This is a genomic window from Pseudomonas promysalinigenes (assembly GCF_014269025.2).
In the GTDB taxonomy this organism is placed as follows: Bacteria; Pseudomonadota; Gammaproteobacteria; order Pseudomonadales; family Pseudomonadaceae; genus Aquipseudomonas; species Aquipseudomonas promysalinigenes.
This window is the reverse complement of the sequence record NZ_CP077094.1, coordinates 66,595-81,475: the sequence shown is the minus strand read 5'-3', so window position 1 is coordinate 81,475 and position 14,881 is coordinate 66,595. Positions and strand designations below refer to the sequence as shown.

Here is a 14,881-nt window from a genome sequence, read left to right as displayed (position 1 = left end):
TGGAATGAGAATCGGCTCTGCCGTTTGGCGCCCGGCTGCAATGCGCTTATCGCATGCGGTTGAGCACCGCCAGCATGGCTGCAGTCTGGGCGTCCGGCATCCCGTCGAAACGCTGCGGGCGGAAGTGCATCTGGAACGCGGCTATGACGTGGCGGGTGGCGACATCCAGCTGCCCAGTCTGCTCGATGGCATAGCCGAAGCGGGCCAACTCCTGCTGATACCAGCCAATGGTCGGTGGGTTGACGTTGAAGTAGGCCTGCTGGCGGGCCACGGCGTTGGGCTCGGGCCAGATTCCCAGGCCAGCATCGGCCAGGCGCTTCCAAGGGAACAAGGGGCCTGGGTCAAGCTTGCGCAATGGGGCGATATCACTGTGGCCAATGATGTGCCGCGGCTCGATATTGTTGCGCTTGACGATGTCTTTGAGCAAAGCGATCAGTGACTGGACCTGAGCTTCGCTGTAGGGGTACCAGACACGACCATTGGCGGTTTCATCGAACCCCGGGTTGACGATTTCGATGCCAATGGAGCTGGAGTTGAGCCAGGTACGCCCCTGCCATTGGCTTTCACCAGCGTGCCAGGCACGGCGATTCTCATCCACCAGTTGGTAGACCGTGGCTGGGCCATCGCCAATCAAGTAGTGCGCACTGACCTCGCCTTTGGTCAGCAACGCCAGCGAACGCTCCAGCGAGGCGTTGGTGTAGTGCAGGACGACGAACTGGATACGGTTGTCCTGGTTGGCAGAGGGGTGGCTGCGGTCGATGCGCAGGCCGGTCGAACAACCAGCCAGTGCAATTAGCAGCAAGGCGGAAAATAGCGCTTTCATGTGGGGAGCCAAAGTCAGCAGTCAGTAATGCAATAGCATAACGTATACATGGGTTGGCTACCCCCTCAGCTTTGTTCGACTCGGTTACGGCCAAGATCCTTGGCCCGGTACAACGCCGCATCCGCGCGCTTGAGGACCTGGTCGCCGCGCTCGCCTGAACGCCAGGCGCTCAGGCCGATTGAAGTGGTGATGACAACCCGCTCGCCTTTGAAGTGAAACGGGCAGGCCTCGATGGCGGCGCGCATTGCCTCAGCAACTTGGCTAGCCGCCGCCGGCGAGGTCTGCGGCAACAACAGTACGAACTCTTCGCCGCCGAACCGAGCAATGAAGTCACGGGGGCGCAGCCGTTTGCGCAATTGGTCGGCAACTATCTTCAGCACCTTGTCGCCTGCCAGGTGGCCGTAGCTATCGTTGATCCGCTTGAAGTGATCCAGATCGAGAATGGCCATGGCCAAGTGCCCACCTTGCTCCTGCCAGTCACGAGTTTCGCGCTCGACTTGCTCGGCCCAGGCTGCGCGGTTGGGCAAACCGGTCAACGGGTCGATCAACGCCTTCTGGCGCTGCTCTTCAAGGTGTTCGCGATAACCCAGCGCTTCTTGTTCCATGCTCGCAACACGCTCGGCCAGGCCTTGAAGGCGCCCGGCAAGCTCTTGCTCGCGACGGTCCCGCTCGCGCTGATGCTCGTCCATGGTGCCAAGCAGCCCCTCCAGGCGGCTTTCAAGAATGTGCTTGAGGCTGTCCACATCCACTGCCCCCTGCACACTGCTTTGCAGGCCATCGACCTGTTCGCGCAGTTGGCTGTCCAGTTCGCGGGCGGCGGAGCTGTTATCGGCATGGCCTGCACTGGCTTCGTGCAGGTGGCTCTGGAAGCCTTCGAGGCGTTCATTGAGCTGTTGCAAGTAGGTTTCGAACTCATGCTGCCCGCTGTCGGTGATAGCCAGCATCAGTACAGCCAAGTCATCCAGCACCGGGATCAACTCATACCAGTTGAGCCCGCGCGCCACCCGTTCGCGCATCTGCAAGGCTTGGGCTTTGTGGCGTTCTGGCAGGCTGAGGTCGTCCAGCAGGCCGATCAGGGTCTGCTCGATGTGCGCTGCCACCTGGCTATACGGCGGCTCTACCGCATCGGGTAGCGAGTACGGCCCGTCTTCCCCGAGCGGGTCATCGACCGGGGCCGCTAGCCACTGCGCCAGCGGCTCGTGTGCCTGATGCTGCTCGCGGGCTTCTTGGTCGGTGCGTTCAGGCTCAGGCGGCAGCTCCGCCCTAGGCTCGACTGCAGGCTCAGGTGCCGAGTAGGCCTGAGGTACTGTGGGGTCGGCAGTTTCTTCAATTCGTGTTGCAGCCTCGGGCGGTACAAGCGGCAAAAGCTCATCGGCATCTTGCACTGGCAAATCAACCAGTACCGGGCCGCTCGGCTGCGGGTCGGCGGCTGAGGCGATGGCCGAGGGGGGCGGTGACACCTGCTCTCGCTCAGCCTGCGGTTCGCTTTCACGGTTGCCAAACAGCCGTTGGAGAAAGCCAGGCCTGGCCTCGTCGTCGGCTTTGCTCAAAGAGGAAAGGGCGCGGCCCTGCAAGCCACTGAGCTCACCCAGCAGGGGCGGCAGTTCTCGGGACTGGGCAACACCGCCGTCGAGCTTCTTCGCCAACTTTTTCAATTGGCGGGCGACGTCACCGGGCAACGGCAGGCCTTGAAGTTGGGTCACCAACGCGTTGAGGGCATCACTGACCTGGTTCATGCGCGTTTCACGACGCTGCTCGGAGTCCAGCACAGCCTTTTCCAAGCGCGGGATCAAGCCGGCGAGGCCGGCGTCCATGTTGTCGCTGCGAATGACCTCACGCATTTCCTTCATGCACTGGTCCACGACCTTGTCGCTGCCTTCTGCAGCCAGCGTACTGCGCACCAGGCCGCGACGCAGCAGGTCAAGGCGAGCATCCCAACGGCGCTCGAGCTTTTCCTGCTTTTCGATGCTTTTTAAGTATTTTTCTTTCCAGCGCTCGGCTTCTTCGGTCATGCCTTGATCCGCGACGGGTAATGCATCTGGGGGCTGTGTAATGACACGCTGTCGGCGGCTCCCTCAAACACTTGAGGGCTGGCCGTAATCGAGCTGATCTAGCTCAAGACCGGCAGCGTATCCACAGTCAATGCATCAGGCAATCGGATCTCGACCGCAACGGGAAGATGATCGGAAATCGGCTGGGCCAGGACTTCGACCCGCTCCAAGGTAAGGCTTGAGCTGAGCAGGATGTGATCGAGACAGCGCTGGGGGCGCCAACTGGGGAAGGTGGCCTCGACCTGCGGGGCAATCAGGCCCAGGTCACGCAAAGGCGAGTGCTCCAGCAGGTCGGTGGCATGGGTATTCATATCGCCCATCAGCACCTGGTGACGATAACCGCCAATCAGCTCACGGATATAGGCCAGTTGCCGAGCCCTCGTCTTGGCGCCAAGGGCCAGGTGCATCATGACCACGATCAGCGCGTCCTCGCCCTCACCGAAGCGCACCAGGATAGCGCCACGTCCAGCCGGGCCGGGCAGTGGGTGGTCTTCCAGCTGGTTTGGCTTGAGCCGGCTGAGCACGCCGTTGCTGTGCTGGGCAAAGCGCCCAAGATTACGATTGAGCTGCTGATACCAGTAGGGGAAGGCACCCAATTGAGCCAGGTGCTCCACCTGGTTCACATAGCCTGAACGCAAGCTGCCGCCATCGGCTTCCTGCAGGGCCACCAGGTCGAAATCGCTGAGCAACTGGCCAATTTTCTGAAGGTTCCCCGCCCGCCCGGTATGTGGCAGCAGGTGCTGCCAGCTGCGGGTCAGGTAATGCCGGTAGCGCTCGGTGCTGATGCCAACCTGGATATTGAAACTGAGCAGCCGCAGCCGTCCATCTTCCGGCAGGCCTGGGGCCTGCAGGTGATGCTCATTGACCTGCGGCTGGTGCAGGCCAATGCCACGCGCGGATCTGAAGCGCCGCATGGTTACGCCGCTTACTTAGCGGCGCGCTCCTTGGCGATCAGCTGGTCGGCAACGCTCAGCACACCTTCCGGCCCGCCGGCGGTGCCCAGGTCGAAGCGATATTTGCCGTTGACAACCATGCTAGGCACGCCGGTGATCTCGTACTTCTTCGCCAACTCCTTGGCCTGATTGACCTGGCCCTTGATCGCGAACGAGTTGAAAGTGGCAAGGAATTTGTCCTTGTCGACACCCTGGGTGGCGAGGAAGTCGGCCATGTCTTTCGGATCGGTGAGGCGCTTGTGCTGATTCTGGATGGCGTCGAAAACGGCCGCATGAACCTGATGCTCGACACCCATGGCTTCCAGGGTCAAGAACATCTGACCGTGAGCATCCCATGGCCCACCGAACATGGCTGGCACCCGCTTGAAGTTGACATCTTTGGGCAGCTTGTCGACCCAGGGGTTGATGGTCGGCTCGAAGTGGTAGCAATGAGGGCAGCCATACCAGAACAGCTCGACCACTTCGATCTTGCCTGGCTGGGATACCGGAACAGGGTTGCTCAGCTCGATGTATTGCTTGCCGGCAGTGGCAGGCTCGGCGGCCTGGACGGCAGTCATACCGAGTACGCTGGCAGCGACCAGCGCGGCGCTGAGAATCAGTTTACGCATGCTTAACTCCTGAGCATTCATTGGTCGCCTCGACGCGACCTGTGCTGAGACCGGTGGCGAAGGGCCCGAGTTCTGTAGTGTAACGGCTGCGGACAGAAAAAAGGGCGGCCCGCGCCGCCCTTTCATCTTTAGCGTTACAGCATTAACCGAATGTTAATGCAGGCCCTGGATGTAGCTGGCCAATGCTTCGATCTCGTGATTGCTCAGCTTACCGGCGATGGTGCGCATGGTCATGGCATCGCCATCGTTGGTGCGGTTGCCTTCGCGGAAGTCAGTGAGCTGCTTGGTGACGTACTGCGCATGCTGGCCGCTCAGGTGCGGGAAGCCAGCCAGGGCAATACCTGCACCGTTGGGCGAGTGGCAACCGGTACAGGCGGGCATGCCTTTTTCCAGGTTACCGCCATTGAACAGCGCGCGGCCGCGGTCGACCAACTTGGGATCGGCAGCCCCGACACTGGCCTTCTGGCTGGCGAACCAGGCAGCGATGTCGGCGAGGTCCTGGTCATTGAAACTGGCCAGCATGCCGGTCATTTCCAGCACGGTGCGCTTGCCCGACTTGATATCGTGCAGTTGTTTTTCCAGATAGCGCTGGCCCTGCCCGGCCAGTTTCGGGAAGTTCGGTGCCAGGCTATTGCCGTCGGGGTTGTGGCAGGCACCACAAACGGCAGTTTTGGCCTGGCCGGCAGCGGCATCGCCTTTGAGGGGTTCTGCAGCAGTGGCCGCACCTGCGACCCCCAGGGTCAACAGCAGACTCACGACTAGTTTGTTCATCAGCTAATCCAACACGGCTAAGGGTGAAATGTTATGTATCGGGACTGCCGCTCATCCAAAGAATGACCGAACGGTAGTCCTCGGTACTGCAGTCCATGCACAATCCACGCGGCGGCATAGCCTTGAAACCCTGGGTAACATGCACTAGCAGTTGCTCCATGCCTTGCGCCAGCCGTGGCTCCCAAGCTGCCGTGTCACCCCTCTTGGGTGCCTGCGGCAACTGCCCGGCGTGACAGGCCGCACACGTGCGGTTGTACAACGCCTCGGGATCCTGTGTAGCCTGTGCGCTGAAAACCGGCAGGAACATACCGACAGCTAGCAGCCACTTCGCCATGCGAAACGACCTGACAGGGTTGGGGGACGCGCTGCGTTCTGATGCGCGAGCTATTGTTCGACACCCCATGCCCATTCCCCTTCGCTGGGAGAATGAGCACACAAAAACTGGGGCATTATATACTTCCGCCATCCAAACGGAAACGACACCGCTTGCCAGCCTAGGCTTTGGCAACACCCACATCGGATATCCCATGCAAGTCAAGAACCCCATCCTCGGCCTCTGCCAGAAAGCCAAATTCGCCCTCAGCGCAGCCAAGGTCGAACAATGCCCGGACGATCAAGGTTACGAGGTGGCTTTCGCCGGCCGCTCCAACGCCGGCAAATCCAGCGCCCTCAACACCCTGACTCATGCCAGCCTGGCGCGTACCTCGAAGACCCCAGGGCGCACCCAGCTGTTGAATTTCTTCAGTCTGGACGATGAACGGCGATTGGTCGACCTGCCGGGTTACGGATATGCAAAAGTCCCGATCCCGCTCAAGCAGCACTGGCAGAAGCATTTGGAAGCGTACCTGGGCAGCCGCGAATGCCTGCGCGGTGTCATCCTGATGATGGATACGCGTCACCCCATGACCGATTTCGACAAGATGATGCTCGACTGGGCCAAAGCCAGCGGCATGCCGATGCACATCCTGCTGACCAAGGCCGACAAATTGACCCACGGTGCAGGCAAGAACACCTTGCTCAAGGTGCAGTCGGAAATTCGCAAGGGCTGGGGGGATGGTGTGACCATCCAGTTATTCTCGGCACCCAAACGTCTGGGCCTTGAAGAGGCGTACCGGGTGCTGGCGGATTGGATGGAGTTGGAAGACAAGCCAGCTGTTTGATAGCAGAGATGGACCCGCGACTGCGACGCTCTATGGGCCGGCGCTTTTGCGGGTCAAGCTGTGTCCACGGGGCGTCTCTACAGACCAGATGACAAATTGCGGGCAAAAAAAACCCCGGACTTCGTATGGGGAGGGGGAAGTTCGGGGTTCAAGTCTGGACCGCTAGGGCGGGGTCCAGGTATCTGCCAACACTTAACACAACATAGGAGCATCGAAAGGCTTCACCAGCCATTCAGTTACTCTGAGTCCCGCTTCACCGGTTTAGTTCCTGAGCCCTCAAAACTATTTGCGATAGTTTCATGAAACTCGGGAACTAATGGCATAGAGCCATGCCGGGATCTGCGGCACCACGCAGCAGATCCTACACAGCTTCCCAAGCTCAATCAGTGAGCTTCGTCCCAATTCGCACCAATACCTGCTTCGACCACAAGCGGAACATCCAATTGTGCAGCGCTGCTCATGTGCGCGCGTATTTCATGCTGCACCTGGTCGACCAGGTCCTCACGCACTTCAAGCACCAGTTCGTCGTGCACTTGCAGGATCACCCGTGCATCCAGGCCGCTATCGCTGAGCCAGTTGTCGACGTTGACCATGGCACGCTTGATGATGTCGGCAGCAGTGCCCTGCATCGGCGCGTTGATCGCAGTGCGTTCAGCGCCCCGGCGCAAGGCTGGGTTCTTGGCGTTGATATCCGGCAGGTACAGGCGTCGGCCAAACAGGGTTTCGACAAAGCCTTGCTCCGCTGCCTGGGTGCGGGTGCGCTCCATGTAGGCCAGCACGCCTGGGTAACGAGCGAAATAACGATCGATGTAGTCCTGCGACTGCTTGCGGTCCACGCCGATCTGTTTAGCCAGGCCGAACGCACTCATGCCGTAGATCAGGCCGAAGTTGATCGCCTTGGCGCTGCGCCGCTGGTCTGTGGTGACCGCTTCAAGCGCCACGTTGAACACCTCTGCGGCAGTGGCACGGTGCACGTCCAGGTCATTACGGAAGGCGTGCAGCAAGCCTTCGTCCTTGGCCAGGTGCGCCATGATGCGCAGTTCGATCTGCGAGTAGTCGGCGGCCAGCAGCTTATAGCCGGGGCTGGCAACGAAAGCCTGACGGATGCGTCGCCCCTCGGCGGTGCGGATCGGAATATTCTGCAGGTTCGGGTCGCTGGAAGACAGCCGACCGGTTGCGGCCACGGCCTGTTGGTAGGAAGTATGAATGCGCCCGGTACGCGGGTTGATCTGCCCCGGCAGCTTGTCGGTGTAAGTACTCTTGAGCTTGCTCAGGCTGCGGTACTGCATCAGCACTTCGGGTAGCGGGTAGCCTTGCTCGGCGAGCTCATCGAGCACCGCCTCGGCGGTGGAGGGCTGGCCCTTGGCAGTCTTGCTCAGCACCGGCATGCCCAGCTTGTCATACAGAATCGCCCCCAGCTGCTTGGGCGAACCGAGGTTGAATTCCTCACCGGCCAGGGCATAGGCGCGCTGTTCGAGCTCGGCCATCTTCACCCCCAGTTCGCCGCTTTGCACCTTCAGTAGCGCGGCGTCCACCAGTGCACCCTGGCGCTCGATCTTCGCCAGTACCGGCACCAGAGGCATTTCGATGTCCATCAGCACCGGCTGCACGCTTGGGGTCTGCGCCAGGCGGGCTTGCAGCGCATGATGCAGGCGCAGGGTGATGTCAGCGTCTTCGGCGGCATACGGGCCAGCCTTGTCCAGGGGGATCTGGTTGAAGGTCAGTTGCTTGGCACCCTTGCCGGCAATGTCCTCGAACGCGATGGTGGAGTGCTCGAGGTATTTGAGCGCCAGGCTATCCATGTCATGGCGTGTGGCGGTCGAGTTGAGCACGTACGATTCGAGCATGGTGTCGTAGGCCACGCCGCGCAGCTCGATGGCGGGCGAGTTGTTGGCAAGAATGTTGATGTCGTACTTGGCGTTCTGCCCGACCTTGGCCTTGGTCGGGTCTTCCAGTAAAGGCTTGAGCGCCAGGAGCACAGCCGTGCGGTCTAGTTGAGCCGGAGCACCCTCGTAGTCGTGGGCCAGCGGCACGTAGGCGGCTTCGTGGGGCTCGACGGCGAACGAAAGGCCAACCAGCTGCGCCTGCTGAGCATCGAGGCTGGTGGTTTCGGTGTCGAAAGCAAAAAGCGGCGCTTCACGCAGCTTCTGCAGCCATACATCGAAACGCGCCTGATCCAGGATGGTTTCGTATTTAGGCTCGACCTTCGCAGCTGGCGCTTCGACTGGGGCGACCACCTCGCCTACCTTGGCCGCATCGCGCTGGATGTCGGCGATCCAGCTCTTGAATTCCATTTCGGTGTACAGCGCCAGCAGTGCTTCGCGGTCTGGCTCCCCGCACACCAGCGCCTCGACTTCAACATCCAGCGGCACGTCGCACTTGATGGTGGCCAGCTCATAGGACAAAAACGCCGCGTCACGGTGCTCTTGCAGCTTGGCCGGCAATGACTTGGCACCTCGGATGGCCAGGCTCGGAACCTTGTCGAGGTTGGCATAAAGGTCGCTCAAACCACCGCCAATACCCGTCAGCAGGCCAACCGCGGTTTTTTCACCGACGCCAGGCACGCCGGGGATGTTGTCGACCTTGTCGCCCATCAGGGCGAGGAAATCGATGATGTGCTCCGGGCCGACACCGAATTTCTCGTGCACGCCGGCGATGTCCAGCACGCTGCCGGTCATGGTATTGACCAGGGTGACGTGGCCGTCCACCAGCTGCGCCATGTCTTTATCGCCAGTAGAGATGATCACCGGACGACCTTGAGTGGCACTGCTGCGCGCCAAGGTGCCAATCACGTCATCGGCTTCGACCCCTTCTACGCATAGCAGCGGATACCCCAGCGCCCTGACGCTGGCATGCAAGGGCTCGACCTGCACTCGCAAATCTTCGGGCATGCTCGGGCGGTTGGCCTTGTATTCGGCGAACATGGCATCGCGGAAGGTCCCACCCTTGGCGTCGAACACAACGGCGAACAAGCTGTCAGGGTATTGCTTGCGCAGGCTCTTGAGCATGTTCAGCACACCCTTGACCGCGCCAGTCGGCATGCCTTTGGACGTAGTCAGCGGCGGCAGGGCGTGGAAGGCGCGGTAGAGGTAGGAGGAACCGTCCACCAGGACGAGGGGCGCTTGGCTCATGAGCAGAATCAACCTTTTCGGCGGGTCCGGAGCTAGAATAGCCGGATCAATGACGACAAAGGGACTAGGTTATCATGCGTACACTCAATCGCCTGTTACTGCTCGGCCTGTTGGCAACCATGCCGGTCGTTACCCTGGCGGCGGAAGACGCCCCCTCGGCCGATCCCGAGGTGACCATTCGCACGGAAGGCGATAAAACCATCCAGGAATACCGGCAAAACGGCTTCCTGTATGCAATCAAGATCACGCCGAAAAACGGCAAGCCGTATTTCCTGGTCCGCGCCGATGGCACTGATGCCAATTTCATTCGTTCCGACCAACCGGACATGCTGATTCCGTCCTGGAAGATCTTCGAGTGGTAATCTGACGCGCGCACCGTTCACATCAACCCGGCACTTCCCGGCGGAAGTGCCCGTATGGGCTTTTTTTCATCATGTCAGTCTTCACCCCCGTGACCCGGCCTGAGCTGGAAACCTTTCTGGCGCCGTACGAGCTGGGCCGTCTGCTCGACTTCCAGGGCATTGCCGCCGGTACCGAAAACAGCAATTTCTTCGTCAGCCTCGAACAAGGGGAGTTCGTCCTGACGTTGGTAGAGCGCGGGCCAGTCGAGGACATGCCGTTCTTCATCGACCTGCTAGACGTGCTGCACGATGCCGACATGCCGGTGCCCTACGCCCTGCGCGACCGTGACGGCAATGCCCTGCGCGAGCTCTGCGGCAAGCCTGCGCTGCTGCAACCCAGGCTGTCGGGCAAGCACATCAAGGCGCCCAATGCCCAGCACTGCGCCCAGGTCGGTGAACTGCTGGCACACATTCACCTGGCTACCCGCAAACGGATCATCGAGCGCCGCACCGACCGTGGCCTGGACTGGATGCTGGCAGCGGGTGAAGAACTGCTGCCACGCCTGAGCGTAGCTCAGGCGGCTTTGCTGCAACCGGCGCTGGACGAGATCCGCGCGCACAAGGCGCAAATCCTGGCGCTGCCAAGAGCCAACCTGCACGCCGACCTGTTCCGTGACAACGTGATGTTCGAAGGTACGCACCTGACCGGCGTGATCGACTTTTACAACGCCTGTTCCGGGCCGATGCTGTATGACATCGCCATCACCGTGAATGACTGGTGCCTGGATGAGCAGGGTGCGATCGACATGCCGCGTGCCCAAGCGCTGCTGGGTGCCTATGCGGCGCTGCGACCTTTCACTGCCGCTGAAGCCGAGCTGTGGCCGCAGATGTTGCGGGTCGGTTGCGTACGCTTCTGGCTATCGCGGCTGATTGCGGCAGAGTCGTTTGCCGGGATGGACGTGATGATTCACGACCCAAGCGAATTCGAGGTGCGTCTGGCACAGCGCCAAGAAGTGGCTTTGCACTTGCCGTTTGCCCTTTGAGGTTTACGACCGGAGGGCTTCAGCGCCTGTGAAATCGAGCGCCGCGCGGGCGGCGCTCGCTCTCACAGCCGAAGAACAACCCAAGGCTTATAGCTGTTCCAGGCACCCCGCCAGGCCATCGCCGAGCTTTTCCAGCAAGCGCTCATAGCCCTTGGCATCTACCGGGTCTGTGCCCCCCAGGGCATCCAGCTCGGCCAGACGCACTGGAAGTCCGGCGGTCAGCGTCTCGGCCAGGCGCGGGCGCAGCGGCGGCTCGCTGAACACACAGGTCTTACCCACTTCCTGCAGGCGCTTGCGCATCGCAGCCACATGCTGAGCACCGGGCTGAACTTCCGACGCCACACTGAACACGCCGGTGTGCTGCAGGCCATAGGCCGACTCGAAGTAGTCGAAGGCTTCATGGAACACGAAGTACGGCTTGCCAGCGATACCGGCCACCCGCGCCTTGATCCGCGCATCCAGTGCATCCAGGCGCTCGGTGAAGCCCTTGAGGTTGCTTTGGTAGCGCGCGGCATTGCCCGGGTCGACCGCCGCCAGGTCTGCGGCCATCTTCGCCGCGATCACCCGGGCATTGACCGAGGACAGCCAAAGGTGAGCGTCCAGGCTGCCTGGGCGATGATCATGATCGTGGTCGTCATGATCGGCCTGCTCGTGGGAATGGCTGTCCTCGCCGAAATGGCGCAGCTGCATCCCCGCCAGGGACTGCAGGGCTACCGTGGGCTTGCTACGGCTACCGAGCACACGTGGCAAGAAGCTCTCCATGTCAGGGCCGATCCAGTACAACAGGTCGGCATCACCAACCTTGCGCACATCCGAGGGGCGCAGGGCGTAGTGGTGTGGCGATGCGCCCGGGGGCAGCAAAACATCCGGGCTGCCAACGCCTTCCTGCACGGCAGCGGCAATCTGTTGCAGGGGCTTGATACTGGTCAATACACGCACATCAGCCTGGGCTGAACAGGCGATGAAAGCGACAAAAAGCACTAGGAATCGGGACACGATCAATACTCGACTCGTCAGAAACAGGTAACATAATAACGTCTCTATCCAGAACCGTCGCTGCCCATGTCCATCACGCCGCTGGCTCACCGTCCCCACGATCATTCCCATTGCGTGCACAGCGCCTTGTCCGAGGCCGATGCTTTGTGCACGCGCCAGGGCCTGCGCCTGACCGCGCTGCGCCGGCGCGTGCTGGAGCTGGTTTGGCAGAGCCACAAACCGCTGGGCGCCTATGACATCCTGGCAGTGCTTAGTGAGCAGGATGGCCGCCGCGCCGCGCCACCCACGGTATATAGAGCATTGGATTTCCTCCTGGAAAACGGCCTGGTACACCGCATCGCATCGCTCAACGCCTTCATTGGTTGCAGCCACCCCGAGCACGCTCACCAGGGTCAATTCCTGATTTGCCGTGAATGCCACGTGGCCATCGAGCTGGAGCAGGACAGCATCAGCAGCGCCATCACCGATAGCGCCAAAGACGTGGGTTTCAGCGTCGAGACCCAAACCGTTGAAATCGTCGGCCTGTGTGCCAACTGCCGGAGTGCGGCATGAGTGACGCCCTGATCCGCCTGGAGCAGGTCGGCGTCAGTTTTGGCGGCGAGGCCGTGCTCGACAGCATAGATTTGGCCGTGGCGCCTGGCCAGATCGTGACCTTGATAGGCCCCAACGGAGCCGGCAAGACAACCCTGGTGCGGGCAGTGCTCGGCCTGCTCAAGCCCCACCGCGGCAAGGTCTGGCGCAAGCCCAAGCTGCGCATCGGCTACATGCCGCAAAAGATCCAGGTCGACGCCACGCTTCCGCTTTCGGTGTTGCGTTTCTTGCGCCTGGTGCCGGGGGTCGACCGCGCGGCGGCTTTGTCGGCATTGCAGGAAGTAGGCGCCGAGCAGGTCATCGACAGCCCGATCCAGACCATCTCCGGCGGCGAAATGCAGCGCGTACTGCTGGCGCGGGCATTACTGCGCGAGCCGCAACTGCTGGTACTGGATGAACCTGTGCAGGGCGTTGACGTGGTCGGCCAGACCGAGCTGTACAACCTCATCACCCGCCTACGCGACCGTCACGGCTGCGGCGTGTTGATGGTTTCCCACGACTTGCACTTGGTGATGAGCGCTACCGATCAGGTGGTGTGCCTGAATCGCCACGTATGCTGCTCGGGCCACCCCGAGCAAGTCAGCAACGACCCGGCCTTCGTTGAACTGTTCGGCCAGAACGCGCCGAGCCTGGCCGTCTACCACCACCATCATGACCACAGTCACGACCTGCACGGCTCGGTGATTGCGCCCAACACCCATGTTCACGGAGAGCACTGCAAGCATGGCTGATTTTCTTCTCTACGCCTTGCTTGCGGGTTTGTCTCTGGCAGTGGTGGCGGGCCCGCTCGGATCGTTCGTGGTGTGGCGACGCATGGCGTACTTCGGCGACACCCTGTCACATGCCGCACTGTTGGGCGTGGCCATGGGCTTCGTGCTGGACGTGAGCCCGGCCTTGGCCGTGACCGTGGGCTGTCTGCTGCTGGCGATCCTGCTGGTGACCTTGCAGCAACGTCAGCCGCTGGCCTCCGACACGCTGCTCGGCATCCTCGCCCCCAGTACCCTGTCACTGGGCCTTGTGGTGCTGAGTTTCATGCATGACGTGCGCATCGACTTGATGGCTTACCTGTTCGGCGATCTTCTGGCCATAAGCACCAGTGACCTGGGTTGGATCCTGGGCGGCAGCGCGTTGGTATTAGTGCTGCTCGCGCTGCTATGGCGGCCGTTGCTGGCAATCACTGTGCACGAAGAATTGGCCATGGTCGAAGGGCTGCCGGTGGCGGGCCTGCGTATGGCGCTGATGCTGCTGATCGCCGTGGTGATTGCCGTGGCCATGAAAATTGTCGGCGTGCTGCTGATCACCTCGCTGCTGATCATCCCCGCTGCGGCCGCTCAGCGTCACGCCCGCTCGCCCGAGCAGATGGCCTTGGGCGCGAGCCTGCTGGGCATCACTGCCGTCTGCGGTGGCCTGGCCATGTCCTGGTTCAAGGACACCCCTGCCGGGCCATCGATCGTGGTCTGCGCTGCAGTGCTATTCTTGCTGAGCCTGGCCCTGCCCAAACGCTGACGATCAGGGTACATCCCGGTGTACCCTGCAACCTTTTCCCAGGTAAAGGGTCTGTAAGACTTATTTTCGAGCGTGCGCACCTGGGTGTAGACTTGCTCGCTTTTTGCGCAAATAGAGAGTCGCAGGAATGAAGCCGTTCGCATCCCGTTATCTGCTTGTTGCCGCGTTTTCCCTGCTCCTGGCCGCTTGCTCCAGCGCGCCGGTCGAACAGGCCGATGCACCTGCCCAAGTCGATGCCTGGCAGCAGCTGCAACAGAGCATCGCCAGCAATGAGCTGGCCACCGCCGAAGACCAGTTGACCGCCCTACAAGCGCAGTCACCTGATGACCCACGCCTGGAGCAAAACCAACGCCAGTTGGCCGAAGCCTATCTGGCGCGTAGCCAGATCGTGCTGCAGAAGGGCGATGTCAATGCCGCCGCCACCGCCCTCGCGCGGGCACGAGCGCTGATGCCACAGGCGCCGGCCGTCACCGGCGGTGACGCCGTAAGCCAGGCACGCAAGGCCGAGCTGGAGAAGGCCGAGGCGGCGTTGAAGGCCGCCGAAGCCAAGCCCCAGGCGCGAGTGATCGACCCTACGGCACCAAGCACGGTCATTGCACTGAAAACCACTGATATCCAAGCCATGCGCCGCCAACTCGACGACATCGCTAAAGACGTAGTCAATTATGGTTGCGACGTGGTCTTCCAGGTACCGCGCACGCAGGACGCGCCCTGGTTGAAGAATTTGCTGGCCAAGCGTGTGCACAAGCTAGACAGCAGCTTCGAGCTCAAGCAGAAACATGAGATCCAACGCTCGATGCCAGCCCAAGTGGTGCTAGTACCGCATCAGCGCTGAGTACCTTGGGCATGCTGCCCTGGATTTGGCGATAAAAGGCCGCCCTTACAGATCCTGTAAGGGTGGCCTTGG

Annotated in this window: 15 protein-coding genes; 7 read left to right on the top strand and 8 right to left on the bottom strand. The window is 61.3% G+C overall.

The window, feature by feature from the left end; translation table 11 throughout:
• Positions 1-46: 46 nt before the first annotated feature.
• The 6 genes from HU725_RS00410 to HU725_RS00385 all read right to left on the bottom strand — a co-directional run bounded on the left by HU725_RS00410 (position 47) and on the right by HU725_RS00385 (position 5,540).
• Positions 47-823, bottom strand: a complete 777-nt coding sequence (locus tag HU725_RS00410; protein ID WP_186476060.1) for an N-acetylmuramoyl-L-alanine amidase — start codon at positions 821-823, stop codon at positions 47-49.
• Between the two features lie 65 nt (positions 824-888).
• Entirely contained in the window at positions 889-2,835 is a 1,947-nt protein-coding gene (locus HU725_RS00405; protein WP_186476061.1) for a GGDEF domain-containing protein, read from the bottom strand.
• A 98-nt stretch (positions 2,836-2,933) separates the two neighbouring features.
• On the bottom strand, positions 2,934-3,788 hold the full coding sequence (locus tag HU725_RS00400; RefSeq protein ID WP_060480215.1) for an endonuclease/exonuclease/phosphatase family protein: 855 nt from the start codon (positions 3,786-3,788) through the stop codon (positions 2,934-2,936).
• 11 nt (positions 3,789-3,799) lie between these two features.
• A complete protein-coding gene (gene dsbA / locus HU725_RS00395) occupies positions 3,800-4,435 on the bottom strand; it encodes a thiol:disulfide interchange protein DsbA (protein WP_186476062.1) in 636 nt (211 codons plus the stop codon).
• A 153-nt stretch (positions 4,436-4,588) separates the two neighbouring features.
• Positions 4,589-5,206 carry a c-type cytochrome gene (locus HU725_RS00390; protein ID WP_060480217.1) on the bottom strand — a complete coding sequence of 206 codons (618 nt, stop codon included), beginning with the start codon at positions 5,204-5,206 and terminating at the stop codon, positions 4,589-4,591.
• 31 nt (positions 5,207-5,237) lie between these two features.
• On the bottom strand, positions 5,238-5,540 hold the full coding sequence (locus tag HU725_RS00385; RefSeq protein ID WP_186476063.1) for a c-type cytochrome: 303 nt from the start codon (positions 5,538-5,540) through the stop codon (positions 5,238-5,240).
• 193 nt (positions 5,541-5,733) lie between these two features.
• Here HU725_RS00385 and yihA point away from each other — a divergent pair, with 193 nt between their 5' ends.
• Positions 5,734-6,366: a ribosome biogenesis GTP-binding protein YihA/YsxC gene (gene yihA / locus HU725_RS00380; RefSeq protein ID WP_027917188.1), complete on the top strand. Its 633-nt coding sequence runs from the start codon at positions 5,734-5,736 to the stop codon at positions 6,364-6,366.
• 383 nt (positions 6,367-6,749) lie between these two features.
• Here the strand turns inward: yihA and polA are convergent, their stop codons facing one another.
• Positions 6,750-9,497, bottom strand: a complete 2,748-nt coding sequence (gene polA / locus HU725_RS00375) for a DNA polymerase I (RefSeq protein WP_186476064.1) — start codon at positions 9,495-9,497, stop codon at positions 6,750-6,752.
• Between the two features lie 74 nt (positions 9,498-9,571).
• Here polA and HU725_RS00370 point away from each other — a divergent pair, with 74 nt between their 5' ends.
• Positions 9,572-9,859: a DUF2782 domain-containing protein gene (locus HU725_RS00370; RefSeq protein WP_027917186.1), complete on the top strand. Its 288-nt coding sequence runs from the start codon at positions 9,572-9,574 to the stop codon at positions 9,857-9,859.
• A 71-nt stretch (positions 9,860-9,930) separates the two neighbouring features.
• A complete protein-coding gene (locus HU725_RS00365) occupies positions 9,931-10,881 on the top strand; it encodes a homoserine kinase (protein WP_186476065.1) in 951 nt (316 codons plus the stop codon).
• An 87-nt stretch (positions 10,882-10,968) separates the two neighbouring features.
• On the opposite strand, the gene HU725_RS00360 is transcribed toward HU725_RS00365, so the two are convergent.
• Positions 10,969-11,877, bottom strand: coding sequence for a zinc ABC transporter substrate-binding protein (locus tag HU725_RS00360; protein ID WP_225915508.1), 909 nt, complete (start codon positions 11,875-11,877; stop codon positions 10,969-10,971).
• Between the two features lie 66 nt (positions 11,878-11,943).
• On the opposite strand from HU725_RS00360, the gene zur reads away from it, so the two are divergent.
• From zur to HU725_RS00340, 4 genes are all read left to right on the top strand, one after another.
• Positions 11,944-12,429, top strand: a complete 486-nt coding sequence (gene zur, locus HU725_RS00355) for a zinc uptake transcriptional repressor Zur (protein ID WP_060479040.1) — start codon at positions 11,944-11,946, stop codon at positions 12,427-12,429.
• Complete coding sequence (gene znuC, locus HU725_RS00350) at positions 12,426-13,199, top strand: zinc ABC transporter ATP-binding protein ZnuC (RefSeq protein WP_060479041.1); 774 nt, start codon at positions 12,426-12,428, stop codon at positions 13,197-13,199. The genes zur and znuC overlap by 4 nt, the downstream gene beginning before the upstream one ends.
• Positions 13,192-13,974 carry a zinc ABC transporter permease subunit ZnuB gene (gene znuB / locus HU725_RS00345; protein WP_060479042.1) on the top strand — a complete coding sequence of 261 codons (783 nt, stop codon included), beginning with the start codon at positions 13,192-13,194 and terminating at the stop codon, positions 13,972-13,974. The genes znuC and znuB overlap by 8 nt, the downstream gene beginning before the upstream one ends.
• Positions 13,975-14,101: 127 nt before the next feature.
• Positions 14,102-14,809, top strand: a complete 708-nt coding sequence (locus HU725_RS00340) for a PA5502 family lipoprotein (RefSeq protein ID WP_186476066.1) — start codon at positions 14,102-14,104, stop codon at positions 14,807-14,809.
• The last annotated feature ends 72 nt before the right edge of the window (positions 14,810-14,881 follow it).

What these genes read in the sequence shown, in the direction of transcription:
- znuC (WP_060479041.1), top strand. Translation starts at nt 12,426, where the DNA reads ATGAGTGACGCCCTGATCCGCCTGGAGCAGGTCGGCGTCAGTTTTGGC.
- HU725_RS00385 (WP_186476063.1), bottom strand. Translation starts at nt 5,540, where the DNA reads ATGGCGAAGTGGCTGCTAGCTGTCGGTATGTTCCTGCCGGTTTTCAGC.
- zur (WP_060479040.1), top strand. Translation starts at nt 11,944, where the DNA reads ATGTCCATCACGCCGCTGGCTCACCGTCCCCACGATCATTCCCATTGC.
- HU725_RS00340 (WP_186476066.1), top strand. Translation starts at nt 14,102, where the DNA reads ATGAAGCCGTTCGCATCCCGTTATCTGCTTGTTGCCGCGTTTTCCCTG.
- dsbA (WP_186476062.1), bottom strand. Translation starts at nt 4,435, where the DNA reads ATGCGTAAACTGATTCTCAGCGCCGCGCTGGTCGCTGCCAGCGTACTC.
- polA (WP_186476064.1), bottom strand. Translation starts at nt 9,497, where the DNA reads ATGAGCCAAGCGCCCCTCGTCCTGGTGGACGGTTCCTCCTACCTCTAC.
- znuB (WP_060479042.1), top strand. Translation starts at nt 13,192, where the DNA reads ATGGCTGATTTTCTTCTCTACGCCTTGCTTGCGGGTTTGTCTCTGGCA.
- HU725_RS00405 (WP_186476061.1), bottom strand. Translation starts at nt 2,835, where the DNA reads ATGACCGAAGAAGCCGAGCGCTGGAAAGAAAAATACTTAAAAAGCATC.
- HU725_RS00370 (WP_027917186.1), top strand. Translation starts at nt 9,572, where the DNA reads ATGCGTACACTCAATCGCCTGTTACTGCTCGGCCTGTTGGCAACCATG.
- HU725_RS00400 (WP_060480215.1), bottom strand. Translation starts at nt 3,788, where the DNA reads ATGCGGCGCTTCAGATCCGCGCGTGGCATTGGCCTGCACCAGCCGCAG.
- HU725_RS00410 (WP_186476060.1), bottom strand. Translation starts at nt 823, where the DNA reads ATGAAAGCGCTATTTTCCGCCTTGCTGCTAATTGCACTGGCTGGTTGT.
- HU725_RS00365 (WP_186476065.1), top strand. Translation starts at nt 9,931, where the DNA reads ATGTCAGTCTTCACCCCCGTGACCCGGCCTGAGCTGGAAACCTTTCTG.
- yihA (WP_027917188.1), top strand. Translation starts at nt 5,734, where the DNA reads ATGCAAGTCAAGAACCCCATCCTCGGCCTCTGCCAGAAAGCCAAATTC.
- HU725_RS00390 (WP_060480217.1), bottom strand. Translation starts at nt 5,206, where the DNA reads ATGAACAAACTAGTCGTGAGTCTGCTGTTGACCCTGGGGGTCGCAGGT.